The organism is Nocardia amikacinitolerans NBRC 108937, assembly GCF_001612615.1.
In the GTDB taxonomy this organism is placed as follows: domain Bacteria; phylum Actinomycetota; class Actinomycetes; order Mycobacteriales; family Mycobacteriaceae; genus Nocardia; species Nocardia amikacinitolerans.
Genome location: NZ_BDAU01000002.1, coordinates 106,713 through 130,129, shown reverse-complemented (window position 1 = coordinate 130,129; position 23,417 = coordinate 106,713). Strand labels below are relative to the sequence as shown.

Annotated in this window: 20 protein-coding genes and 1 pseudogene; 8 read left to right on the top strand and 13 right to left on the bottom strand. The window is 68.7% G+C overall.

Annotated elements, in window-relative coordinates; genetic code table 11:
• Nucleotides 1-26: 26 nt before the first annotated feature.
• Both NAM01S_RS02825 and NAM01S_RS02820 read right to left on the bottom strand, forming a co-directional pair.
• Nucleotides 27-887, bottom strand: a complete 861-nt coding sequence (locus NAM01S_RS02825; protein ID WP_067778697.1) for a haloalkane dehalogenase — start codon at nt 885-887, stop codon at nt 27-29.
• A 152-nt stretch (nt 888-1,039) separates the two neighbouring features.
• Nucleotides 1,040-1,930 carry a helix-turn-helix domain-containing protein gene (locus NAM01S_RS02820; RefSeq protein WP_067778694.1) on the bottom strand — a complete coding sequence of 297 codons (891 nt, stop codon included), beginning with the start codon at nt 1,928-1,930 and terminating at the stop codon, nt 1,040-1,042.
• 87 nt (nt 1,931-2,017) lie between these two features.
• Between NAM01S_RS02820 and NAM01S_RS02815 the strand changes: the two genes are divergently transcribed.
• The 3 genes from NAM01S_RS02815 (at nt 2,018) to NAM01S_RS02805 (ending at nt 6,185) form a co-directional block, all read left to right on the top strand.
• Nucleotides 2,018-2,809 carry an SDR family oxidoreductase gene (locus NAM01S_RS02815; protein ID WP_067778692.1) on the top strand — a complete coding sequence of 264 codons (792 nt, stop codon included), beginning with the start codon at nt 2,018-2,020 and terminating at the stop codon, nt 2,807-2,809.
• A gap of 1 nt (nt 2,810) precedes the next feature.
• The gene (locus tag NAM01S_RS02810; protein ID WP_067778689.1) at nt 2,811-3,884 is read left to right on the top strand and encodes an NAD(P)H-dependent amine dehydrogenase family protein; all 1,074 of its coding nucleotides are present in this window, start codon (nt 2,811-2,813) and stop codon (nt 3,882-3,884) included.
• Nucleotides 3,885-4,745: 861 nt separating this feature from the next.
• A complete protein-coding gene (locus tag NAM01S_RS02805) occupies nt 4,746-6,185 on the top strand; it encodes an NsdA family TPR-like regulatory protein (RefSeq protein ID WP_253798125.1) in 1,440 nt (479 codons plus the stop codon).
• On the opposite strand, the gene NAM01S_RS02800 is transcribed toward NAM01S_RS02805, so the two are convergent.
• Together NAM01S_RS02800 and NAM01S_RS02795 are read right to left on the bottom strand one after the other, a co-directional pair.
• Nucleotides 6,174-7,010 (bottom strand): alpha/beta hydrolase, encoded by an 837-nt coding sequence (locus NAM01S_RS02800; RefSeq protein WP_067779020.1) that lies wholly within the window; start codon nt 7,008-7,010, stop codon nt 6,174-6,176. The two genes, NAM01S_RS02805 and NAM01S_RS02800, sit on opposite strands and share 12 nt — an antisense overlap.
• A 314-nt stretch (nt 7,011-7,324) precedes the next feature.
• Nucleotides 7,325-8,074 (bottom strand): SDR family oxidoreductase, encoded by a 750-nt coding sequence (locus tag NAM01S_RS02795; protein WP_067779017.1) that lies wholly within the window; start codon nt 8,072-8,074, stop codon nt 7,325-7,327.
• A 101-nt stretch (nt 8,075-8,175) separates the two neighbouring features.
• Between NAM01S_RS02795 and NAM01S_RS02790 the strand changes: the two genes are divergently transcribed.
• Both NAM01S_RS02790 and NAM01S_RS02785 read left to right on the top strand, forming a co-directional pair.
• On the top strand, nt 8,176-9,039 hold the full coding sequence (locus tag NAM01S_RS02790; RefSeq protein ID WP_067778686.1) for a helix-turn-helix transcriptional regulator: 864 nt from the start codon (nt 8,176-8,178) through the stop codon (nt 9,037-9,039).
• 62 nt (nt 9,040-9,101) lie between these two features.
• Nucleotides 9,102-9,788 (top strand): alpha/beta fold hydrolase, encoded by a 687-nt coding sequence (locus tag NAM01S_RS02785; RefSeq protein WP_067779014.1) that lies wholly within the window; start codon nt 9,102-9,104, stop codon nt 9,786-9,788.
• Between the two features lie 232 nt (nt 9,789-10,020).
• Here NAM01S_RS02785 and NAM01S_RS02780 read toward each other — a convergent pair whose 3' ends face one another.
• The 6 genes from NAM01S_RS02780 to NAM01S_RS02755 form a co-directional block, all read right to left on the bottom strand.
• The gene (locus NAM01S_RS02780; protein WP_084482357.1) at nt 10,021-11,019 is read right to left on the bottom strand and encodes an SGNH/GDSL hydrolase family protein; all 999 of its coding nucleotides are present in this window, start codon (nt 11,017-11,019) and stop codon (nt 10,021-10,023) included.
• A 243-nt stretch (nt 11,020-11,262) separates the two neighbouring features.
• Entirely contained in the window at nt 11,263-12,309 is a 1,047-nt protein-coding gene (locus NAM01S_RS02775; RefSeq protein ID WP_067779011.1) for an aminotransferase class V-fold PLP-dependent enzyme, read from the bottom strand.
• 174 nt (nt 12,310-12,483) lie between these two features.
• Nucleotides 12,484-13,119 (bottom strand): MBL fold metallo-hydrolase, encoded by a 636-nt coding sequence (locus NAM01S_RS02770; protein WP_067778680.1) that lies wholly within the window; start codon nt 13,117-13,119, stop codon nt 12,484-12,486.
• Between the two features lie 57 nt (nt 13,120-13,176).
• Nucleotides 13,177-16,260, bottom strand: a complete 3,084-nt coding sequence (locus NAM01S_RS02765) for an ATP-binding protein (protein WP_067778677.1) — start codon at nt 16,258-16,260, stop codon at nt 13,177-13,179.
• Between the two features lie 62 nt (nt 16,261-16,322).
• The gene (locus NAM01S_RS02760) at nt 16,323-17,414 is read right to left on the bottom strand and encodes a YncE family protein (protein ID WP_067778674.1); all 1,092 of its coding nucleotides are present in this window, start codon (nt 17,412-17,414) and stop codon (nt 16,323-16,325) included.
• A gap of 116 nt (nt 17,415-17,530) precedes the next feature.
• Nucleotides 17,531-18,007: a nuclear transport factor 2 family protein gene (locus NAM01S_RS02755; protein WP_067778671.1), complete on the bottom strand. Its 477-nt coding sequence runs from the start codon at nt 18,005-18,007 to the stop codon at nt 17,531-17,533.
• A gap of 152 nt (nt 18,008-18,159) precedes the next feature.
• Between NAM01S_RS02755 and NAM01S_RS02750 the strand changes: the two genes are divergently transcribed.
• Complete coding sequence (locus NAM01S_RS02750) at nt 18,160-18,417, top strand: three-helix bundle dimerization domain-containing protein (RefSeq protein WP_097243449.1); 258 nt, start codon at nt 18,160-18,162, stop codon at nt 18,415-18,417.
• Nucleotides 18,418-18,438: 21 nt separating this feature from the next.
• Here the strand turns inward: NAM01S_RS02750 and NAM01S_RS02745 are convergent, their stop codons facing one another.
• Entirely contained in the window at nt 18,439-19,074 is a 636-nt protein-coding gene (locus NAM01S_RS02745; RefSeq protein WP_067778665.1) for a maleylpyruvate isomerase family mycothiol-dependent enzyme, read from the bottom strand.
• Nucleotides 19,075-19,153: 79 nt separating this feature from the next.
• On the opposite strand from NAM01S_RS02745, the gene NAM01S_RS02740 reads away from it, so the two are divergent.
• The gene (locus NAM01S_RS02740) at nt 19,154-20,095 is read left to right on the top strand and encodes a MerR family transcriptional regulator (protein WP_067779008.1); all 942 of its coding nucleotides are present in this window, start codon (nt 19,154-19,156) and stop codon (nt 20,093-20,095) included.
• 162 nt (nt 20,096-20,257) lie between these two features.
• Nucleotides 20,258-20,890, top strand: a complete 633-nt coding sequence (locus tag NAM01S_RS02735; RefSeq protein ID WP_067778661.1) for a VOC family protein — start codon at nt 20,258-20,260, stop codon at nt 20,888-20,890.
• A gap of 137 nt (nt 20,891-21,027) precedes the next feature.
• Here NAM01S_RS02735 and NAM01S_RS37140 read toward each other — a convergent pair.
• Nucleotides 21,028-21,843 (bottom strand): annotated as a pseudogene (locus NAM01S_RS37140) (methyltransferase); the annotation flags it as partial.
• A 116-nt stretch (nt 21,844-21,959) separates the two neighbouring features.
• On the bottom strand, nt 21,960-23,369 hold the full coding sequence (locus NAM01S_RS02725) for an aminotransferase-like domain-containing protein (RefSeq protein ID WP_067778658.1): 1,410 nt from the start codon (nt 23,367-23,369) through the stop codon (nt 21,960-21,962).
• Nucleotides 23,370-23,417: the final 48 nt, after the last annotated feature.

The following is a 23,417-nucleotide window of genomic DNA, read 5'->3' as shown; positions in this document are numbered from 1 at the left end:
CGCAGTGCGGCACACGGCGCGCGTACTCACGGGAACCGCTTCGCGATCGCCGCCGCGATCGCGTCCGGTTCGTGTTCTTGAATGAAGTGCCGCGCGCGTGGCAGTTCGACTATGTCGAGATCGGTGAAGGCGGAACGTATTCGGGGGAGGCAGGCCTTTGGGCGGAACACCATGTCTCGCATTCCCCACACCGCCAAGGCCGGCTTGTTGCCGAGCATGGCGGGCACGTCGCGGGCGAGTTGGTCCAACAGCGGGCGTGCGGCACGAATTTCCTTGGGCGTCAGAGCGAGTCCGCGCCGCGCCGTCGCGGTGGGTTGCACCGCGCGGTAGTGGTCGGCCTCGGCCGCGGTGAGTTTGCGACCCAGTTCCGCGAGCAGGACGCGTTCGACGAGGAAATTCTGTTCGAGTATCCGCCGCTGCATCGGACGGCTGCCCATGATCACGCTGAATGCCCGATTCGCGAGCGCTTCGATCGGCCAGAACACGGTGTTGCCCAGCACGATTCCGCGCACCCGTTCGGCGCGCGAAGTCGCCGCGCCCAGACCGATGGGGCCGCCCCAATCCTGTCCCATCACAACGAAGCCGTCGAGCTCTAGGTGATCGATCAGCTCGCCGAGGACCGCAGTGTGCTCGGCTATCGTGTAGCCGAAACCCGCAGGGCGCTCGGACAATCCGAAGCCCAGGTTGTCGATGGCGACACACCGGTACCGGTCGCGCAGGTCCTTCACGATGTGGCGGTAAAGGAAGCTCCACGTTGGAGCGCCGTGGCAGAACAGGATCGTGGGTCCGGTTCCTTCGTCTAGGTAGTGAACCCGGCCGACGGACGAGTCGAACCAGCGCGACTCGAATGGGTACAGGTTCCCATCGGGAACGAAGTCGATCAGCATCAGGCCCCTCCTTCGGATGCTCGACTACACCTGTAGTCTCGATGGTGAGACTACAGGTGTAGTCGCGTGCGTGCGCGATTCCCTCTCCGAGATCCGGACTACCTCGCCGCCTTGCTGCCGCATGGTCTCCGAGTCGCTGGGACCCGAGTTGGTCACTGCGCCGCGATGGCCGCCGTCAGCGCTCGGGCGGTGGCCAGTGTCGCGGCGATGTAGTCGTCGCGTTCCGATTTGGTCGTGCTGGTCCGCAGCGGGCCGAGCTGCACTTCGAAGGAGGCCGATCCGTTCGCGTCGAACACCGGGGCGGCGAGGTAGCTCAGCGGTAGATCGGCGGCCGAGTCCAGCTCGCTTCTGGTGAACGGGCGCGCGGTGAGGGCGGCGAGTTGACGCAGGGCTCGCGCGCGCAGATTCGGTTGCAACAGTTCACTTCCCGCCGCCGCGAGCAGATCGGCGAGCAGGTCGACAAGCCCGGCATCGTCGGCGCGCGGCCGGAACAGCGCGACGCCGCGCTCGCGCACCAGGGTGAGCAAGGCGCTCGCGGTGCGGCGGTCCGGCTCGGCGGTGGTGGCCAGCCAGGTGTTCTGCTCGGCCGCCGAACGCCAAGGCATGACAGCCGCACCGGCGGGGAACTGGAGCGGAATGCGATGGCCGACAGGGATTCCGGGCCCTGTGCGGCTCGGACCGTGCCGGACATCGAGGACGGTGAGGTGGTCGGGTTCGATGCGGCTCAGCGTCGCGCCGCAGCCGGTCTTCGCGGTCAACTCGGTGAGCAGATCGCCGACGCCGCGCGGAAGCCGGGCCGCCGTGATCGCGACGAGCGCGGGTCCGACGCGGTAGCCGCGCTCCGGGACGCGCACCGCCCAGCCTGCGGCGTCGAGTTCGGCGAGTACGGCGGTGGCGGTGGCCCTGGCGATGCCGAGGCGTTCGGCGATCGTCGCGACCGGCAGCGGCTCGGTCGCGGTCGCCAGCAACGTCACGATCTCGACCACGCGGCGGGTCGGTGGAGAGGGCGAGCGGCGAGTGGCGTCGAGTTCGGTGGGCTGCATGGGTCTTCCCTTGGGCCGGGCGTGGACTTACGATGACGAATATAAGTCATTGGGTGTCGAATATTCGACACCAGATCGGAGAAGCGGATGATTCTCGATCGGTTTCGCATCGACGGGCAGGTCGCCGTCGTCACCGGCGCCGGACGCGGACTGGGCAGGGCGATCGCCCTCGCGTTCGCCGAGGCGGGCGCGGACGTGCTCGTCGCGGCGCGCACCAAGAGTCAGTTGGACGAGGTCGCCGAACAGATCGCGGCCGTCGGCAGGCAGGCGCACGTGGTGTCCGCCGACCTGAGCGACGCCGACGCGGCCGCGGGCCTGGCCGCCACGGCGGTGGACCGGTTCGGTCGCCTCGACATCGTGGTCAACAATGTCGGAGGCGCGCTGCCGTGCCCGCTGCTGGACACCACGCCCGAGGCGATGGCCGAGGCGTTCGCGTTCAACGTCGGCAACGCGCACGCCCTGGTGCGCGCCGCGGTGCCGCGCATTCTCGAAACCGCCGGTGGCGGTTCGATTCTCAACATCACGTCGACCATGGGACGTTTGCCGGGCAGAGCCTTCGCCGCCTACGGCACCGCGAAAGCCGCTCTCGCGCACTACACCCGGCTCGCCGCGCTGGACCTGAACCCCCGCATCCGGGTGAACGCCATCGCGCCGGGCTCGATCCTGACCTCCGCGCTGGAGGTGGTCGCGGCGAACGACGCGATGCGCGCCCAGCTGGAGACCAAGACGCCACTGCACCGCATCGGTGAGCCGGAGGACATCGCCGCCGCCGCGCTCTACCTGGTGTCCCCGGCGGGCAAGTACCTCACCGGCAAGGTGCTCGAACCAGACGGCGGTTTGATCACCCCCAACCTCGACCTCCCGATCCCGGATCTGTGACATGACTTATCGCGTAGTGCAATGGGGCACCGGCAATGTCGGCCGCCACGCCTTGGCGGGCGTCATCGCCAACCCCGATCTCGAACTGACCGGAGTGTGGGTCTCCGGCCCCGACAAGGAAGGGACGGACGCGGGCATCCTCGCCGGGCTGGACCGTTCCGTCGGCGTCGCCGCCACCAACGACGTCGCCGCGATCCTGGACGCTCGGCCCGATTGCGTTGTCTACTGCTCGATGACCGACAACCGGCTACCGGAGGCTCTCGAAGACCTGCGTATGCTGCTCGCGGCGGGCGTCAACGTCGTCGCGTGCGCGCCGGTGTTCTTCCAGTACCCGTACGGCGTGCTGCCCGACGAGCTCCTGAAGCCGGTGCAAGAAGCCGCCGCGCAAGGCAATTCGTCGCTGTGGGTGAACGGCATCGACCCCGGCTTCGCCAACGACCTGCTGCCGCTGGCGCTCGCGGGCACCTGCCTGCGCATCGACCAGCTGCGCTGCATGGAGATCGTCGACTACGCCAGCTACGACAACCGCGCGGTCATGGTCGACATCATGGGCTTCGGCAAACCACTGGACGAGACCCCGATGCTGTTGCAGCCCGGGGTTCTCTCCCTGGCGTGGGGCAGCGTCGTGCGCCAGCTCGCGGCGGGCATCGGCGTGCAGCTCGACGCGGTCACCGAAACCTACGAACGCGTCCCTGCCCCGGAATCGTTCGACATCGCCACCGGCCACATCGCCGAAGGTACTGCCGCCGCACTGCGTTTCGAAGTGCGCGGCATGGTCGGCGACAGGGTCGTCACGGTGCTCGAACACGTCACCCGCCTACGCCCCGACCTCTGCCCCGACTGGCCCCAACCCGCCCACCCCGAAGGTTCCTACCGCGTGGAACTCACCGGCGACCCCAGCTACACAATGGATTTGGTGACCTCTAGCCCCCGCGGCGACCACAACTTCGCGACCCTCCTGGCAACCGCCATGCGCATCGTCAACGCGGTACCCGCGGTGGTGTCGGCCCCACCGGGAATCCTGACCGCACTGGACATTCCATTGATCACTGCCCCCGCGACGAGGTCGTCCTGATCGACTATGTCGGTGGCGCAACATGTTTCGGGGTTGCGCCACCGCCGATGGTGGATGTCGACCACTTCAGTCCCAGAGGGCGGCGCACGGCAGCGGCGGCAGATCGTCACGGGCGTCGTCGTCCACGGTGACCACCAGATCCGGAAAGTATTGTGCCAGCCGGTCGGCCACGCTCCTCGCTTGTTCGGCGCTGGCCCGGTAGTTCAACGTCAGGGGGCCGAATCGGATGTGAACGCGCCGAATGCGTTGGGATGGATCAAGGGACCGCGAACCCATCACCGTGGCCTGTGGGCTGATGGCACAACGCCGACCGGCGGCGACCAGCGTTGGAGCGCGGCGGCTTTGCGCCGACACCTCCTGGCCCGGCAAGCAATATGGAACTGCATCACCGCATGGGCTTGGCCGATCGTGAAGGGCTGCTCAGGCACCGTGTGGCTTTCCGGCCGAGTGACGGCGGCAGGTGGAGGAACAGCGGGAGTCGCGTAGAGCATCGCGGAGCACCTTCCCTGCGAAACGAACATGGATTGGTGGAGGTACCCGGCACCGAGGGCTTTCGCCATCGGCCCTGCGGCGCGTGCGGACCGATGCGCCCCGAAAGAGCAAAGGCGTCACCCCGGTACCGGGTACCGGAACCAACGGTGATGGGTGGCGTCCGTTCGCGGAATGCCACGTGCCGTTCGGTCGCTATGCGCGCCGCGAATACCGCTGCGCGCCGTTCGGCGGCATGGCGGGCTAAACGCGCATGAAAACAGGCATTTTCAGGGCATGCGTGAACCGTATAGTGGCTGACTTCAAGCAGTGATAGGGTCCGCCCGACCAGGGCGTACGGTGAGATCTGAGCGAACACCGGAGCGGACAATCATGAAGCGGGCACCGAAGACCCAGCGCTACTGCGGCCGCTGCGGGAGCAGGCTCAGCGGCTACAACACCCAAAACTTCTGTGGCGCTTGCGAAGTAGCAGTTCGCGGCGAACTCGTCGAGCCGCCAACGGTACCGCCCGAGTTCTGGCAGAACGACCAGATGCGAGATGCTCTCGCGACCTGGCATATGGGCCGGGTGATCTTCGCGTATCGGATGAACCCACTTCACGGCCGACCGCTGGCCCAGGAGTTGGTCGCGAACTGGTTGGAGCTGACACAGGCCCAGCTCAGCCGCATCGAAAAGGGCGAGGCGCCCCAACAGCTGTCAAAACTGATCCGGTGGGCACAGCGCCTCGGCATCCCACAGGAACTGCTGTGGTTCAAGTTGCCGGAGCTCGGCAGCGCCAGCGCAGCGGCCTCGGGCGGAATTACCAGTGCCGCAACGCATGATGCCGTTGATCTGGCGCGCTGGCTGACTTCGAATGGTACGGCCGCAGCGCCGCCGAAACACGCCGAAGAGTTGGAGCGCGTCGGCCGGGCACTCGAAGACGCGCGCCACTACTTCGACGGGTCGGTCGTCGCCTTCTTCCGCGCCCAGCTCGCGCGATGCAAAGCCGATGACGGCTCCCTGGAGCCGGCAGCCGCTCTGCCGCTTGTTCTCGGCGTGATCGGTGCCATCCGCCGTCACAGCAAAGATGTCCCGTCGGACGTCCATCGAAAGCTCCTCGCCGTAGGCGCCGACGGTGCCGAATTCGCTGGATGGCTTTATCGCGATCTGCACGACCCGCTCAGGGCGACGCTGCTTTACGACCGAGCGATGGAGTGGGCGCAGGCCGCGGGTTGTCTGCCGATGCAGGGCTATGTGCTGCTCAAAAAGTCCCAGATGGCTTACGAGACACGCGACACCGGCACCCTGCTGACACTTGCTAGAGCGGCCAACGAGGGGCCGTGGCAGTTGCCGCCTCACGTCCAAGCCGAGGTTGTGCAACAGGAAGCCCTGGGTCTGGCGATGGCGGGCGAATCTGCCAAGCTTGTGGAGCGGAGCCTTGATCGGGCACAGGAACTCCTGACGAACGCCGGCAACCCGGACGATCACGAGCTTGTCAGCTACTTCGACCAGAACACCCTCTTTGTGCGTTCGGCATGCTGCTACACCGAAGCCGGTAAGCCGCAGGTGGCAAGCCAACTCTTCGGCCAAGTCCTCGACGGCAGGGCCTTGTCCCGGCGGGACGTCGGCTTTTTCGGTGCTCGCAGAGCGAAAGCGCTCGCACTTTCCGGCGAGCCCGACGAAGCCGCTACCGTGGCAATGCGATCAGTCGGCGTGGCCCGGGAAACTCGTTCAGAGCGAACGATGAACGTGATCATCGATGTTGTGCGCACTCTCGATCCCTGGAACCATCGTCCGAAGGTACGCCAGCTGCGTGACCTCCTACTGTCGTAGCGTCGATCCTGTTGCCAGCCAACGAGAAACAATGTCGACGACCTCGGCCTGGAACTCCTGGCTCTTTGGGTTCAGATACTGGGGATCGTCGTGCACCGCGAAGCCGTGCTGAGAGCCCTCGATCACGACCAACTCCACCGGCGCGGTGAATCGAGTAATGGCCTCGCGCGTGCCGTCGATTGGGACCAAGGTGTCTGCGTCGCCGTGGACGATCAGGGTGGGGGCCTCGATTTCGCCGAGGACCTCGTTCGGCTTCAGCCAGAACACCTCGTTCAAGAGGGGCCGACCGTGGCGAAGCGTGGGCGTGAATTGAACCGCTCCCGTCTCCTCGAGCTCCTTGGCTCGCTCGTCGCTCAAGCTGTCGTTCGACCAGTAATCGCGGCTGTCGATTGTCCGCTTCTTGTAGTCGAGCTGGGGATTCAGCAGCACCAACCGTGCCAGCTCGTTCGGTCGCTTTGCGGCGTAGTAGCCGCAGATGCCACCGCCGAAGCTCGCGCCGAGCAAACTGATCTTCGTCGCCCCAGTCATCTCGCGCACATGTGCCAGGTTCACGCGGATGTCGTTGAGAATGGTCGACAGCGTCAGCTCCTCCTGTCGACCTTCGCTCTCCCCGTGGCCGCGAAGGTCGAAGCGCAGCGACGCCACACCGGCCTCGGCGAGTCCAGCGGCGAGGCGAGTGAAGAAGCCGCCCTCTTCCCGCGTCACACCACCACCGTGGACCAGGACGACAGCGTTCGTTGCGGCCAGGTCGGGAACGACCAACGTGGCCGCCAGCTGAAGACCGTCGAGACTGCGGACATGGGTGATCGTGCTCGTCGGAACCACGATCTCAGTCAACCAGAGCCGGGAAGTGGCGGCCAGGAAGCGATCACAATGCGAGACCGGGTCCTCGATCGCTACGTCGGCGGTATCAGAAGGGTGGCGGGAACACCCCGTCACTGGACGGATTGATCGCCCGACTGGCACCGCGGGGGACGCCACATCGGACCGGTCCGGAGATTCACGGGCGGGTACCAGATACCTCGCCATACCGACACTCCGAAAGTAGGTGGATTCACCCGAAGTCCGTTGGCCAGCGAGACATCCGGTGTGATGCTGAGTACGGGCGGCAAGACCCCGTCGGCACTGCCCGCTTGGAGTCAGACGGCCTGGCCGATCGGGCGGATCGTCACCGTGTTGAGGTCGACGCCCGCCGGCTGGTCGAGCGCGAAGCCGATCGTCTCGGCCACCGGATCCGGGCTCATCGCGATAGGGGGAACCTGGCCGTGCCAGAACGCGGTGTCGATCATGCCTGGGTTCACGACCGTGACGCCGATGCCGCGGGTCGTGGCGTGCAGGCGGAGGTTCTCGGCGAAGCCGACCACTGCCCACTTCGTGGCGGAGTAGAGATTGCCGGGGCTGTTCTTGATTCCGGCCACGCTGCCGATCAGCACCAGCCGTCCGCGGGACTGCTCGAGATAGGGCAGGGCCGCCTTGGCCAGCAGAGCCGGACCGAGCACGTTGGCGAGCACCATCGGCGCCCACAGCTCCGGATCGCCGCCGTCCATGACGCCGGCACCGCCCATCCGGAAGTGATCCGCGGACGCGCCGCCTGCGTTCGCGACTGCCGCGTCGAGCGACCCGAAGCGCTCCACCGTGCTGGCGACCGCCGTGTTCGTGGAGTCCCAGTCGGAGGCATCTGCCACCAGGCCAAGGACGCGGTCCGCGTGGCCGACTTCGTCGAGGAAGGCTTCGAGCCGACCAGGGTCGCGCCCGGTGACGGCGACCCGGTGGCCACGCACGAGCAGGAGCCGAGCGGTCGCGGCGCCGATTCCGCTCGTGCCACCGGTGATCAGGACCGTCTTTCCAGCGACCGGCGATGCGCCGGAGTCGGTGAGTGAGGTGTTCATGGCGTCCACTCTGTGGCGCGGTGCGGGCCCGCGACAGTTGCTTCCAAAGGTGGGGACGCCGTCCCCTGGCGCCAACGGCGCCGCCCAGGGAGGCTGTGCCTATGTCGAACACGAGGTACTCCGAACTCGGTGGCTTCCTGCGTTCGCGACGCGAGCGGATCCGGCCCGAGGAGGTCGGGCTCGCGCCCGGACCGCGGCGCCGCGTCCCCGGTCTGCGTCGCGACGAGGTCGCCGTCCTGGCCGGCGCCTCGGTGGAGTACTACACCGAGCTCGAGCGCGGTGCCGGCTCGCAGCCCTCCGACCAGATGCTCGCCGCGCTCGCCCGCGCCCTGCGCCTCAGCCGCGACGAACGCGACCATCTGTACCGGTTGGCGAACCGCCCGATCCCGCACCAGGGCGGGACGGCGTCACACGTCCACGCCGCGATGCTCGACCTGCTGACACGAATCGACGGGACCCCGGCGATGGTGAGCACCGACCTGCACACCGTTCTGGTCCAGAACCCGCTCGCCACCGCGATGCTCGGCGACCTGTCCGCGCACCACGGCCGCGCGGCGAGCTTCATCTACCGATGGTTCACCGACCTGGCCTCGCGGCAGATCTACCCGCAGGAGGACCTCGCCCCGCAGTCACGCTCGTTCGTTGCCGACCTGCGCGCGGCAGTCGGACGACGTAGCCCAAGGGACGCCGAGGCGACCGAGCTGGTGGACGAGCTGCTGCGGCATTCGCCGGAGTTCCAGGCGCTTTGGGCCGACCAGGACGTGGAGGTGCGCAGAGACGAGCGCAAGCGAATCCTCCACCCCACCGTCGGCATGCTCGACCTCAACTGCCTCAGCCTCTTCAGCGAGGACGGCCGCCAGCGGTTGCTCTGGTTCATCCCACGCGCCGGAACCGACACCGCCGAGAAGCTCGCGCTGCTGACCGTCGTGGGCACACAGGCGATGCAAACCGGACCAGTCCGATGAACCGATCAATAGGATCACGATCGCCCGATTGCCCTGCGGTTCGAATGGCGCGGGGGATGGGTGTGGCCACATTCGTCTTGATTCACGGTGCTGGTGATGTCGGTTGGTTCTGGCATCTGGTGGTGGACGAATTGCGGGCGCGCGGTCATGAGGCCATCGCTCCGGATCTTCCCTGCGACGACGACTCCGCGAGCCTGAACGACTATGCGGACGCGGTGGTCAGGGCGGTGGGTGATCGGCGGGAATTGGTCGTCGTGGCGCACTCGTACGGTTGCTTCACCGCGCCGCTGGTGGCCGATCGGCTGCCGGTCGGCGTACTCGTCCTGGTGGCCGGGATGATTCCGGTGCCGGGGGAGTCACCGGCGGACTGGTGGACGAATACCGGGTATGGCGAGGCTGTAAGGAAGCAAGCCGAGCTGGATGGCGGTAGGACCGGCAATTCCGACCCGTTCGTCAGCTATTACAACGGTGTGCCGCGTGCCCTCGCCGAGGAAGCGTTGCGCAAAGAACGCGGGGAGTCCTCGACTGCTTACAGTTCGCCGTGGCCGCTACGTGCGTGGCCGGATGTGCCGACGAAATTCCTGCTGTGCGAGAACGATCAGTTCTTTCCGGCCGACTTCTTCCGCAGGCTTGTGCCAGAACGGCTTGGCATTGTTCCCGACGAGATTCCCGGTGGTCACTGCGTCGCGCTGAGCCATCCCCACGAGCTGGCGGACCGCCTCGAGGCATACGCTGCCGAGCGCGAGTAGTGCGGTGGCCGAATCGTCCGGCAAGCTCGCACGGTAGCGCGTGAGCTGTTGCCCTACTTCGGGTTCTAGCCGCGATAGGCGCGAGCCCGACATGCCGCGGACCGGCGCCGCGGGTACTCACCGAAGGGGACCAGTGGCGCGTCGGCATCGAGGAACAGCAGTGGCCGACGGCGCGGGTTCGAGCACAATGCGATGAATTCGTCTGTGATTCAGGCGCCTTCGACTCGGGCGATCAGCTGTCGAGGGCGTGAGCGAGTTCGTCGGCGACGACGCTCATGCCCTCGACATTCAGGTGGTAGGAGCTGGCGATGGTGGCGACGAGCCCGACGTTCGGTGCGTTCGAATCCAGTGGGCTGTTGAAGCCGTAGGTCCACGGTGTGGCGGCGCAGGCGTTGTGAGCGTCGGCGTTCGGGGCCGCTACGGTATCCACCCCCGTTTCGTGTGCGGCGGTCCGAGTCGCGGCGATCAGGCCGTCGTAGGTGCGCCGCGCGGATTCCGCATCTGCTTGGGAGAGAGGCACTTTCGCGCAAACTGTTCCGTCGCGATCGACGACCGGGAGGTATTCGACGAGCAAGACCGTCGCGTTCGGCGCCTTCGACTGCACGGCGCGCACGACCTCGGCGATCGAAATCCGCACCCGGTCGAAATCCGCCGGTGTGGGCTCACTGGAATCGCCGAGAACGCTCGCGCAAGCCTCCGAGGCAAGGAACGAGACCACGGGGATCCCGCCGACGAGACCGGGGCCGCAGCTGCGCGCGATCATGCCGCCGATCAGTCCGAGATCGTTGCCGCCGACGGTGATCGTGACCAGTTCGGTGTCCGGTGTGACCGCGCCGATCTGCGGCGGCATCACCTGCCCGCCGGGCAAGCGCTGCGGATTGTCCAGGATGTCAGCGGTTGTGGCGCCGGAGCAGGTGACGTCGACAAGCTCCAAGCCGAGCGCTTCGGCGAGTTGGCCGGGGTAGTTGCGGGCCGAGCGCAGACATCCCTCGTCGAGCACCGGCATGATGCCGGGACCGGCGGCGTACGAGGCGCCCAGTGCGACATAGCGCGCCCCGGCGTCGATCGGTCGCGCGTGCGCTGTACCAGTCGTGGCGGTGAGCGCTGCCGCGGCAGCGAACAGCACCGCCAGGAGCGAAAACCCCCGCCGCGCAGCCTGATTCACCACTTCCTTTCCGGCACAGACGTGTTCCGACGACGTCGAGTCAGGATGTGCACCGATGTCGCTCATGCCCAGACTGTAAGCATGCCTCCAACTCCGTCGCTACAGAGCGTGCGGCAGCAAACAGAATTCCTCTCGGCACACCCCCTTCGTGCACCACTGCCACGAATCGACCCAGACTTCCGTCCGCGGAACCGTCTCCACACACGTTCCACACGCTTCACAGAAGCTATAACCTCTGTGAAGCGTGTGAAAGCTTTGTGAAGACGGCCTTCGCCCCGGCCGCGCGCGGGGCAGGTGTGCCGTGAGCGATCACGGCTCGAGGGCATTCAGTGCACGGTCCACGTCGGTTTCGTCGTTGTAGAGATGGAACGCGAACCGCAACGCGCCCGCACGGGCCGACGCGATGACGTCCCCAGCTTCGAGCCGCGGTGCGAGGTCGGCCGCGCCGGGGACCGCGACGATCGCCGACCGCCCGGGCACCGGCTCGCGACCGAGCTCGATGAGGCCCGCGCGGAAGCGGTCGGCCAGATCGAGGTTGTGCGCGTTGATCTTTTCGACGGTCAGCTCCTCGATCAGGCTCAGACCGGCCGATGCGGCGACGACGCCCAACCAGTCGGGGGTCGCGTCGAAGCGGCGGGTGGTGGCGGCAAGGGCGCGCGGGTCGTAGAGCTCGGCCCACCGGTCCTCGGCCGCGTACCAGCTCGGGCCGATCGGATGCAGTCCAGCGGCGGCCTCGGGTGCTGCGGCGAAGAACGCCACGCTACGCGCGCCGATCAGCCATTTGAAGGTCGCGCAGACCCAATAGTCGGCGGCGGCGAAGTTCAGCGGGAGCCAACCGGCGGCCTGGGTTGCGTCGACCAGTAGCCGGGCCCCGTGCGCCGCGGTGGCGGCGCGCAGTTCGGTCAGATCGGTGATTCGGCCGTCGGCGGACTGCACGACGCTCACCGCCACCAGCGCGGTCTCCGGCCGCACCTGCGCGGCCAGCTCGTCCAGCGGAACCATCCGCACCCTCAGATCGCCGCGGTGCACGAAAGGCATGGACACCGAGGAGAATTCGCCTACCGCGAGCAGCACCTCCGTGCCGGGGGCGAGCGCGGCGGCCACCGGACCGATGAGTCCCGCCACGCCGCTGCCCAGCGCGATGTGGTCCGGGTGCGCTCCTGTCAGCAGCCGGGCGAACTTCGCGCGCAGTTCGGGCACCAGCGCGTCGTCGGCCATCGGCGCGCCCCTTCCCGCGGCCCAGCGGGCGTTGACCCGGGCCAGTGCGGTCAGCGCCCGTTGCGGGGGAAGTCCGTGCGAGGCGGTGTTGAGATAGGTGGTCTCGGAACGGAATTCCTCGGGCGCTAAGGACGACATACCTTGCAGCATGCGGCCTCGGTGACCACCCGTCCAGCGCCAGCGGTCCGAAAGTGGACCCAAATATGGACGTGCCGCCGAGGCCGGCACCGGCGTCTCCGGCCGCGCCAGATGACCGTTCAGGCCGGCGCCGACGTTGCCCACGGACCCAGGCCGGCGTCGAGGCCGAGGCCATCACCTCGCGTTGCCGACCAACCCCCGCCGCGCCTCGTCAACGCAATCGGCCCACGGCCGATCACCCAGCTCGGTCACGCCCGATTCCCCCATGAACGCGCTGGACACGACGACATCCGGGGTGAGTTCGGCCAGGACGTCGAGGCTGGCGAGCAGCGTCTCGCGGTCGCTGTGTCCCTCCAGATACCCTGCCCACCAACCGTTCTCGCCGAGGACGAGCGTGTCGCCGGTGAACAGGTACCGCTTGCCGGAGATGGTGGCCAGGTAGCTGGCGCTGCCGACGGTGTGACCGGGGGTGGGGATGACCTCGAGCCCGGCGAACGCGATGTGCCTGCTGTCGAACGGGTCGTCGACGGTGGTCTGGGTGACCTCGCCCGCGTCGGCCTTGTGCACGTGCAACCGGGCGCCGAACCGGTCGCGGACCGTGGCCAGCGAGGACGCGATCTCGTCGCGGTGGCTGAGGTACTGGTGTGCCACGCCGCCGAGTTCGGCCATTCGATCGAATTCGGCGGCGAGGGTGGTGTTGTAGAACAGCACGTTGCCCTCCGGCGTGGTCCACAGGTAGGCGTTGGTGGTCAGGCCGGGGAACGGGCTCAATGTCTCGGTCTGCCACAGTTCGGGTGCGATCTGGCGCATGGTGCGCTCCTTTCGGTCTCACCCGTAAGGCGCTGGATCGAATCCAGCGATGCTGGATCACAACGTCCAGCGGATCTCGCGCTGCGGTTGGTAGCGGCAGACCAGGCCGAGCGAGACGCAGGCGCGCAGGTGCTCGGCCAGCTCGGGATGCACGCCGTCGAGGCGGCGCAGCGCGTCGCGGATGCGGGCCGACACCGTCTTACGCGCCCGCTCTGCGTCGTCGCCGAGCTTGCGGGTGCGTCCGGCGAGTCCCGCGGCGCGGCGCAGTTCGTCGAGCAGGGCCGCGCGCTCGCGATCCAGCTCGGCGGCCCGGTCGTCGTGGCCGAGTTCGGTGGCGCGGTCGATCTCGGCGTCCAGGGTGCTCAACCGCCGCCGATACGACGCCTTGGCCCGGTCGTCGAGCACCGGGTCGGAACCGAGCGCGGCCGCCGCCCGCACGATGCCCTTGTCGGGTGCGCTGGACAACTCCAGGGACGGGATGTCCTGTCCGGGATGCCCGACCAGGACGTGCAGATCGCGCAGTCCTTTGGCGTCGGGCAGGTGCGCGGTCCGTCCGTCGAACCGCAACACCCAGACAGCGCCGTCGAAGCGGAACGCGTTGTCCGGCTGGGGTTTCGGTTCCGGCGTGGCCTGAGGCTGCCGGTGCGAGAGCAGCCGCAGCTGATCGCGCGCGGCGTCCAGCCACGGTTGGGCCCGCAGCCGGTGCGCGAGCTCGGCGGCGGTCTCGAAGTGCTCGGCGGCGATGAGGGTGTCGCCTGCGGCCAAGCAGACGCGTCCGAGCCAGTAAGCGTAGGGCCCGTACACCGCGCCGCCGCCCGCTACCACCGCCCAGTAGTGCTCGTACGAAATAAGCCTGGCGCACACCGTGTCTCGCAGTTCGGCGTCGTCGAGGACCACTGCGGCGTGCGCTTGGGCGACGAGGATGCCCGCGTGGAAATGCCGGGGATAGACCCGGTACAGCGATTCGATGTCGGCGGCCCGGCGCGCCACCCGCTCGGTGTCGCCGCGGCGGGCGGCGGTGATCAGCTCCGGCACCGCCGTGTAGTCGCCCGCGAGCTCGCGGTAGCGGCCGACGAGTGATTCGGCCTCGTCCAGCTCGTCGGTGAAAAGCGCCAGGGTCCAGCGTTGTTCGAGCCATAGCGGCACCAAATCGACCTCGCCGAGTCGAGCGCCCAGCGCGTACGCGTCGTCGATCGCGATGCGTGCCTCCGCGAAACGACCGCGCACCATCGCCAACGCGCCGATGCGCGACAGCGCGACGAAACGATAGCGCGGCGAGCGCGCGCGTTCGGCTCGCGCCGTGAGATCGGCCAATTCGGTGTGTGCGCGAGGATCGCCCAGCTCGAGCAGTGCGGCGAAGCGCAGCAGCCCGGCCTGCAATGCCGCGTCCCCGTGGCCGAGAGCGCCGAGTTCGTCTGCGAGAGCGAGGCGTTCGCGCGCGGTGCCTGGCTGCCAGATGGCGTCGTGGCGGGCGAGTAGTGCATCGGCAAGGGCGGTGTCGTCGCCGGATTCGCGGGCCAGCGTGAGTGTTTCGGCGCTGACCCGGTCCACGGCGTCGTGCCGCGCCGTGCCGGTGTGCACACGCACCCTGGTGCCAGCGGCCAGCACCCGCACCGCGAGGGGATCGGTGCGCGGACGTTGGGTCAGCAGCAGTTCGTGCGCGCGCTCCATGAGGTCGATCTCGTGCTCGGCCTCGCGTTCCGGATCGGGCATGCCGAGCTCGTGCCTACCGAGCGCGGCGCGCGCGAACAGCTCCGGCGCGGTGTCCGCCGTGGCGAGCAGGCTGTCGTAGGTACGCCGGGCCGCGACCAGCTCGCCCGCATCACGGTGCGCGGCGGCGAGTCCGAGGGCGATACGGCCGCGCAGCTCGGTGTCGGCGGCCGGAACGAGTTCGAGTGCGTGCGCGTAGTGGGTGGCGACCTCGCGCGCGGCGAGTCGTCCGCAGGCGTCGTGTGCGGCCGCGAGCAGGTAGCGCAGCGTGCGCTCGGGGTCGACCGCGTCACCCGCGCAGTGCGCGTGATGGGCGAGATCGCCGGTCGTCGCGCCGGACACCGCACGCGGAAGACGTTCCAGCGCCGCGAGTATCGCCGCGTGCCGCGCCCTGGTCTCGGCCGGATCGAGGCGGGCGAGCAGGGTCTCGCGGATCAGGTCGTGGGCGAAGGCGTAGCGGTCCTCGTCGTCGGTCACCAGCCGGGCACGCACGGCGATCGCCAACAGATCGGCGGAATCGGCGCGGCCGGTGCTCGCGGCGAGGGCCGCGGCGGTGAACTCGCGGCCGAGCAGCGCCGCGGTGGTCAGCGCGTCCACCGCCGCGGCGGGCAGCGGCGCGAGGCGCGCGTCGAGGGTCTGTCGAACACCGGGTGTGAGGCTGTCGAGGGGATTGCCCGCGGCCCACAGCCGTGTCGCCTGTTCGATCAGGAACGGATTGCCTCCGGTGAGGTCACGCAGCGCGGCGACGATCCGCTCCGGCGGACGCTGTCCGGTCAGCGCGGCGACCAACGCGCCGATCTGCTCGGCGTCCAAACCGGTCAGCTCGATGGTGTGCGCGGCGGCCGACAACTCGCCGAACACCGTGCGCAGCGGGTGATCGTCCGTGGCGAGTTCGGTGTCGCGCACCGTGGCGACGAGGGCGAGCCGCTCGAACCACAGGTGCCGCGCGACGAACGCGAGAACTTCGAGCGAGGCGGGATCGGCACGGTGCAGATCATCGATCACCACGAAGACCGGTCGCACGGCACAGGCGGCGAGCAGCGCCTCGGACACCGCGTCACCGATGCGGAACAGCGAAGCGCTCGCCGGTGTGTCCTCGCGGGACTCGCCGATCAGATGGGACAGCGCGTTGCCAGCGGCATCGTCGACCGCCGCCCACTGCCCGGGCGTCGCCACCCGACGCAGACCGCGCAGAACCTGGACCCACGGCCAGAAACCGGGCGTGCCGTCGCCCTGCCACGCCGTCGCGGTGAGCACCAGCGCCGCGTCCGATCCGAACTCGCCGACGACCTCGGTGACGAGCGCGGTCTTGCCGATTCCCGCCTCGCCGGACACCAGCACCAAACCGCCGTGACTGGACACCGTGCGGCGCAGCGTTTCCCGCAGCAGCGCCGCCGGATGGTCCCGGCCGATCAGCGGGATTGCGGGCACCCGTCGCCTCCTCGATGGTCTCCGACGAGACTATCCGCAGGAACCGGCCGGACGGGGCGGACTCAGTTCGGGAAGGCGCCCGCGCCGGGAGCCGCGCCGGTGGCGATGGGCGAACCGCTCGGCCGCAGCGCGTCCGCGTCGAACGGGATCACCGAGCTCGGCCGGTTGCTCGCCCGCACGAGGGGCTGGAGCAGCGAGGCCGGATCGAATCCGGCGATGGGCGAGACGACCGGTGCGGACTGCGGGCCGAGGCTGCCCACGTAGAGCTTGGCGCCGTCGGCGGTGAAGCCGACCGAGACCGGCGCGTCCACCGGGACCCTGTCCGTCACGCGATCGGTCGCCACGTCGACGACCTGGACCGCGTTCACGCCCGGCGTGGCCACCAGCAGCCGATCACCGTCGGGACTGAACGCGCCCGACACCGGGGCGCTGCCCGCCGGGAGCGCGATGGCGCCGAGCCGCTGCCAGGACGCCGTGTCGATCACCGAGACGTTGTCGCCGAGCGCGTTCATCGCGTACAGCTTGCGGCCGTCGGGGGAGACCGCGGCGAACGCGGGCACCGAGCCGTCGATCTGAATGCGTTCGCCGAGCTGGAATCCGCTCTCGGGGTCGAACGCGGCCGCGGTCGAATCGGCGAACACCGCGTAGAGGCGTTCACCGTCCGGCGCGATGGCGGCGGCGAGCGCGAGCGACGGCAGCGGCATCGAGCGGACCAGCGTGTTGGACGTGGTGCTCAGCACGTCGATGGACGGGCGAGCGGTGACGACGTAGACGAGGTCCCGGACCGGATCGGTGATCGGTCGTGTCATGCCGTCGGTGCCGCTGATCGGGATGCGGGCGGTAACGCGGTCGGTCGCTCGGTCGATGACAGCTATGTCGTCGGCGCCGACGAACGGGGGATTGAACGCCTGAACGTAGAGATGCTGTCCGTCCCGCGAGGCGGTCACCGCGGACGCCTGCGGTCCGACTCCTTCGACTCGGCCGACGATCCGGTCGGTCGCGGTGTCGACCACGACCACCGCGCCCTCGCCCGCGACCGGGATGTAGGCCAGCGGCCCGGTATCGGCGGCCCCAGCGGTCGGCGCGAGTAGCGACAGGGCGACCGCGGCGAGCGCCAACGCGCGCGACGATCGCCGCCGGAACCGGTTTGCCATCGTGGGACCTTTCTGGTGAGTATCCGAACGGACTATTCCGCGTAATCGCCGCCGCCGCAAGCGGTTGCCGCGCTACCGGGGCGTATTGGTCCGGTTTCCGCGCGTTCGGAGGCGACTCAGGCCTTGTCGGCCCACATGTTGCTGAGCAGTCGGTGACTCGGTGTATCGGCGAGCGACTGGCTCGACTCGTAGATCCGTCGGTAGCCGGTCTCGGTGATGCGCCACTGCCCGTCGGCGTCGCGACGGTAGCGATCGGAGTAATACCCCGCGCCGCGGATCAACACGCCGTACTCGGTGGCGATGACGGTGTCCTCGAAGGCCCACGAGCCCGTCGCGGTGTCGCCGTCGACGCTGATCTCGGGGTGGTTGGCGATGTGCACGGTGAGGACGGTGGGTCCGACGTTCTGGCGCATGAAGTCGGTGATCGCTTCGCGGCCGTCCAGGACGAGCGGCTCGCCGAGCGCGTGCGTGCCGTACCGCCCGACCGCGTCGACGGCGAGGGTGTCGGCGAACTCCGCCCAGAGCTTGAGATCCAAGGTCCGGAAGTATCGGTACTTCAGCTGGCGCACGGCTTCGACGGCGGCGAGATCCATCCGCTCAGCCTGGCACGGCGTCACCGGCTGGACAAGAACGTGTTCTCATTCGTCTTCCGTGTGAATCCGCGCTGTCCGAATGGGTAACCGACACGCGGGTGCGGAAGAGATCCGCGCCCCTGCCGTGCACATCCCCGTCACGAGGAGGAGCCGTGACCGAGACACCCGTGCCCGCCGATCGCCCCGCCGAACCGTCCCTCGACCAGCGGCACGCTTTGCAGACCGCCGCGGCCCGCTTGGAAAAGGAGTTCGAAGGGGTCGCGCCCGATGCCGCGATCGAACAGTTCCTGCAAGCCGCGTACGACCATATGGCAGACGGCGCCGCCTTCGACAATTTCCTGCCTCTTCTCGCCGAGCGTTATACACGGGAATGGTTGCTGGCCCTGGCCGAAGAGAAGTCCTCGGCATAGGTCCGGCGGCCGACCTCGGGGTCACTGTCGTAGCCGAGCGGCCAAGCCGGGGACACCGGGTCCGGCCAGCCGGTCGAGCGCCACTTCGCGTCCGGTCGCGAGCAGCAGCAGCGCGGAGACCGGTCCTTCGATCTCGGGTCCGTCGCCGCGTTGCCAGCCGGTGTCGGTCGCGGTGAGGCGGTAGCCGGAGAAGCGCCGTGCCGCCTGGAACGTCCGGCCCATCGTCCACACCCGATCGAGTGAGATACGCGCTGCCGCAACGGGCATCTCGCGGGACAGGCCGAGCGGAACGGCGATGTCCTGGCCGTGCACCAACAGGTCCATCAGCCGGTCGGTGGGGGTGGTGCCTGCCGCGGTGTATCGGTGATCGACGGTGGCGCGGAGCCGGGCGAGCAGTTCCGGTGGCGTCGATCGATCGGCGAGCCGGATAGCGGTGTCGCGGATCATCCTGTCGATGTCGCCGCGGGCGCGGATCATATTCACCGCGAGCACGCCGAGCGTCACTCTGCTCGACAGCACCACGTGCGCGACGACATCCGCGATCCGCCAGCCCGCGCACAGCGACGGCCGCTGCCACGCGGATTCCGGTATCGCCGCGAGCATGTCGGCCAGTTCGGCGCGTTCGCGGGCGACGGCGCGCCAGATGTTCTCCGTCATCGTTCTCCTTCCGTACGGGTCCGTGGGTTCGGCCCGCGCGTACGGTAGGAACTCCAGTCGGGTGGAGGTGCAAGGGACTGTGAGCGGAGACACGCGGCGGCGCGAGATCGCTATCGGCGAATTGGCCGAGGCGACGGGACTTTCCGTGCGCACCGTCCGGTTCTATTGCGACGAGGGGCTGGTGGCGGCGCGGCGCAGCACCGGTGGTCATCGGATGTTCGACGCGGGCGCGGCGATCGAGCGGGTGACGGCGATTCGCAGGCTGCGGGCGCTCGGGTTGGGGCTCGTGGTCATCGGCGATGTCTTGAACGGACGCCGGTCCTTGGACGATGCGGTGGCCGAGGAGCGGGCCGCCGTGGAGCGTTCGGTTCGCGAACTGTCTTGGCGGCGTGCGTCTTTGCGTGCCGTCGAGGCGGCGGCTCCCGGCGAGCGCGCGGCGGCACTCGCCATCCTCGCGGGCGCGGCGGACGGCGGGGCCGCCCACGACTCGCTGGTGCGTTTCTGGCGCGAGATTCTGGCGCCGATGGCGGCCGAGCAGTTCGACGGGCTCGTGTCGATGGACATCCCGCCGCCGCCCGCCGATCCGGCGGTGGAGCAGGTTCTCGCTTACGCCGAGATGATCGCGCTCGTCGCGGATCGGTCGATGTATGCCGCGGTGCGGCAACAGATCTGGCGCTCCGGTTCGGTGCGGGACCGGCGCGGGCTGCTGGACGGCGTCGGGGAAGCTTGTGGTGCGGTGATCGAGGTGCTGCCGTCCGGAGAACGCCCGCGCCCGGGTCCCGAACTCGACCGCTTCGTCGCCGCCCACGCCGAGGCCCGAAGGGCCCGCGACACCCCGGACTTCCGGCGACAGTTGCTGGTCGGCGCGACCGACGCCGATCGACGCATCGCCCGCTACTGGACGCTCACCGAGACGCTGATCGGCACGCCGATTAGCGTTGGGCGCGCGCATGATTGGCTGTACGAGGCGCTGCGACAGTCGGTGTCCACCGACGGGTGTTCGCGGTTGCCGGTGCCCTGACGGGCGGAAGGAAGCCGATCCGCGACGGGACGACAGGCCAAACCCCGGCGTTCTGGTGGCGCGGCGCCACGCAGGCAGTCCGTCTGGCCGATGCCGCTGGGTAGTCGAACCGGTCAGGAATCGAGAAGCGCTGGTCAGCGGGCCGCAACTAGCGTTGTCGCCATGAACAGCACCACTGAACAGACCACCATCGACGCCGTCATCCTCGAGGTGCCCGACCCGACGGCCGCCGCGACCTACTACGACGCTGCGTTCGGTCTCGGCGACAAGGTGCGATTCCGCGCCTCGGAGGCGCCGACGACCGGCTTCCGCGGCTTCATCCTCTCGCTCGTCGTGTCCCAGCCGAGCACCGTCGACAGCCTCATCGGCACCGCCCTCGACGCGGGCGCGACCACGCTGAAGCCGGCCAAGAAGAGCTTCTGGGGCTATGGCGGCGTCATCCAGGCGCCGGACGGCGCGATTTGGAAGATCGCCACGTCGGCGAAGAAGGACACCGGCCCCGCCACCCGCGAGATCGACGATTTCGTGGTGCTGTTCGGCGTCGACAACGTCAAAACCACCAAGCAGTTCTACATCGACCGCGGCCTGACCGTGGGAAAGAGCTTCGGCAGCAAGTACGTAGAGTTCGACACCCCACCGTCCTCGGTCAAGCTGGCACTCTACGGCCGCCGCGCCGCCGCCAAGGACGCCGGCGTCGCCCCGGAGGGCACCGGCTCACACCGGCTCGTCATCGGCAGCGGCCTCGGGGAATTCGTCGACCCGGACGGGTTCGAATGGGAGGCCACCCCGGCCTGAGCGGTGCGGCACTCCAGAAGCCGGAATTCGAGAAGGCAGCGTTGGTCGGTCGGCTCGGTCACGGTATCGAGGACCAGGCCGTGTGCGGCGGCGAGCGTGCGGAACTCATCGATGCGGCGTTCGCGGCCGCCGTAGATCGCGAGCATCGCCAGGTCCATTTCGGTACTGGCTCGCCGCCCTCCCACCGGTTCGATGACGAGGACGCGACCGGCCGGGTTGACGGCTTCGGCGCATCGGGCGAGGATGCGGTGGGCGTGCTCGTCGTCCCAGTCGTGCAGGATGTCGGACAGCAGATAGGCGTCCGCCCCGGCCGGGAGGGTGTCGAAGAAGCTGCCCGCGGTCACTTCGGTTCGGTCGCCGAGGCCATGAGCGCTGAAGGTGCGGCGGGCCTCGGTCGCGGTGGGTGCGAGATCGATCAGATGGCCGCGAATGCCGGTGTGCGCCAGCAGGATCGCGGCGAGCAGGGTTCCTCGGCCACCACCGACGTCGACGACGGTGGTGAATCGAGACCAGTCGAAACCGGCGACGAGTCGCGGGATCTGCTCCTGGAACCGCAGGGTCATCTGCCGGTCGAACGACTCACGCAGGTGCGGGTTTTCGGCGAGGTCGGCCCAGAAGTCTCGACCGTAGCGGCGTGGGTAGGCCGCTCGGCCGGTGGCGATGCTGTGGGCGAGCTCTACCAGGGCCAGTTCGGCGCGGCCGGCCGCGGAGCCCAAGTGCAGCAGGATGTTGGTGAAACCGTTGTCGGCATCGGCGCACAGATTCGCGCCGAACTCGGTGGTCCGGTAACCGGTGGCTGTCGGTTCGACGACCCCGAGTGTCGTCAGATGGCCGAGCAGGAGGTCGAGCGCGACCGGTGCGACGCCGAGTTCGACCGCGAGTTCCGCGGCGGCGGCGCCGTTTCCGAGGAGCCGGTCCGGCAGACCAATGGTCACCGCGACCCGCAAGGCCATCGGTGTCGCCAGACCGGCCATGCGACGGAGCGTGTCCGCATCGTTGCCGTTGTGTCCCATGAAGATTCACTGTGGCATGCCCGTCAATCGAAATTCAGCCGACATGTCATGTCGGTCTAGACGGCCAGTGGGGGTGATCCTGGGGCGGGGTGGTCGGGTGGTTCGTAGGTTCGCCATGCCTCGGCCAGGCGGCGTGCGGCTTCGCGGAGGTCGGCGGGGTCGGCGACGAAGCTGACGCGGACGTGATCGATGCTGCCGCCGGAGGCGTCGAGGCCGGCGCCGGGCAGGATCGCGACACCGTGTCGCAGGGCGCGCTGGGCGAACGAGGTGCCGTCCCCGTGGGGCAGGCGGATCCACAGGGTCTGACCGCCGGACACCGGAGGGACCTCCCATTCCGGTAGGCGCTCGGTCAGCTCGGTCACCAGGGTGTCGTGGCTTTCCTTGCGCTGCCGCGTGATTCGTTCACGCAGCGCGTCCAGATCGCGAAGCAGCCAGGCGGCGGCCAACTGAGCGGGGATGTTGCCGCCGAGATCGTGCACGGCGCGCAGCCGAGCCAGCCGGGCGATCACCGGGATCGGCGCCCGCACCCAGCCGACACGCAGGCCGCCCCAGACGATCTTGCTGAGCGAACCGATGGATATCACGGACTCGTCGAAGGCGGCCAACGGCGGTGGCGGCGGATCGGTGCCGGGAAATCCGAGCTCCGTCAGCACCTCGTCATCGATCAGCGGCACCCCGGCTGTTCTCGCAGACTCGACGAGCGTCCGCCGGGCCAGCGCGGAAAGCACCGCGCCCGTGGGGTTCTGGTGGGTCGCCACGACATAGGCGAGCGCCGCTGGGATCACCGCGCCGAGGCCGACCGGACCTGTCCTCGGGACCGCCGCGACCTCCCGAAACGCCTCCAGCGCACCGGGATAGGTCGGCGCCTCCACCAGAACCCGGTCGCCGGGCCGGAGCAGTGCTTGGGCGAGCAAGGACAGCGCCTGCTGCCCACCGCCGGTGACGAGAATCTGCTCCGGATCGGTCGGCACGCCACGTGCCCGATAACGCTCGGCGATCATCCTGCGCAACAGTGGATGCCCGGTCGGCCGGTAGCCGATGTCGCGGTCGGCCGCGGCGAGGTCGGGCAGGATGTGCTGATACGCCTGAGCGACTTCGGGCGGCGGCGTCGCGGGGGCGGCACAGGCGAGCGCGATGACATCGGCCTCCGGCTCCAGCAGCTGCAGAAAGGCCGGAGAATGGGTGGTTTCCCGCGCGGGGAGCGCTGCGGGTCCCGCGACCCGGGTGCCGCTGCCCTGCCTGCGCACCACCCGACCCTCCACACTGAGCAGGTCATAGGCCGCCACAACCGTGCTGCGCCCCACCGCGAGCGTTTTCGCCAGCCTGCGGTCGGGTGGCAACCGCGTGCCTGACGGCAGCTCACCGTCGTCGATCAACGTCCGCAATCGCCCGGCAAGCAACAGATACAACGGTCCGCGGTCGGCGGACCACCGACCGAGCCGGTCGGCAAGTTCGATTGGCTCCATACGCAAACCATTCTGCCCCGATTGGCTCTAGGACCACCACCCTGCCGC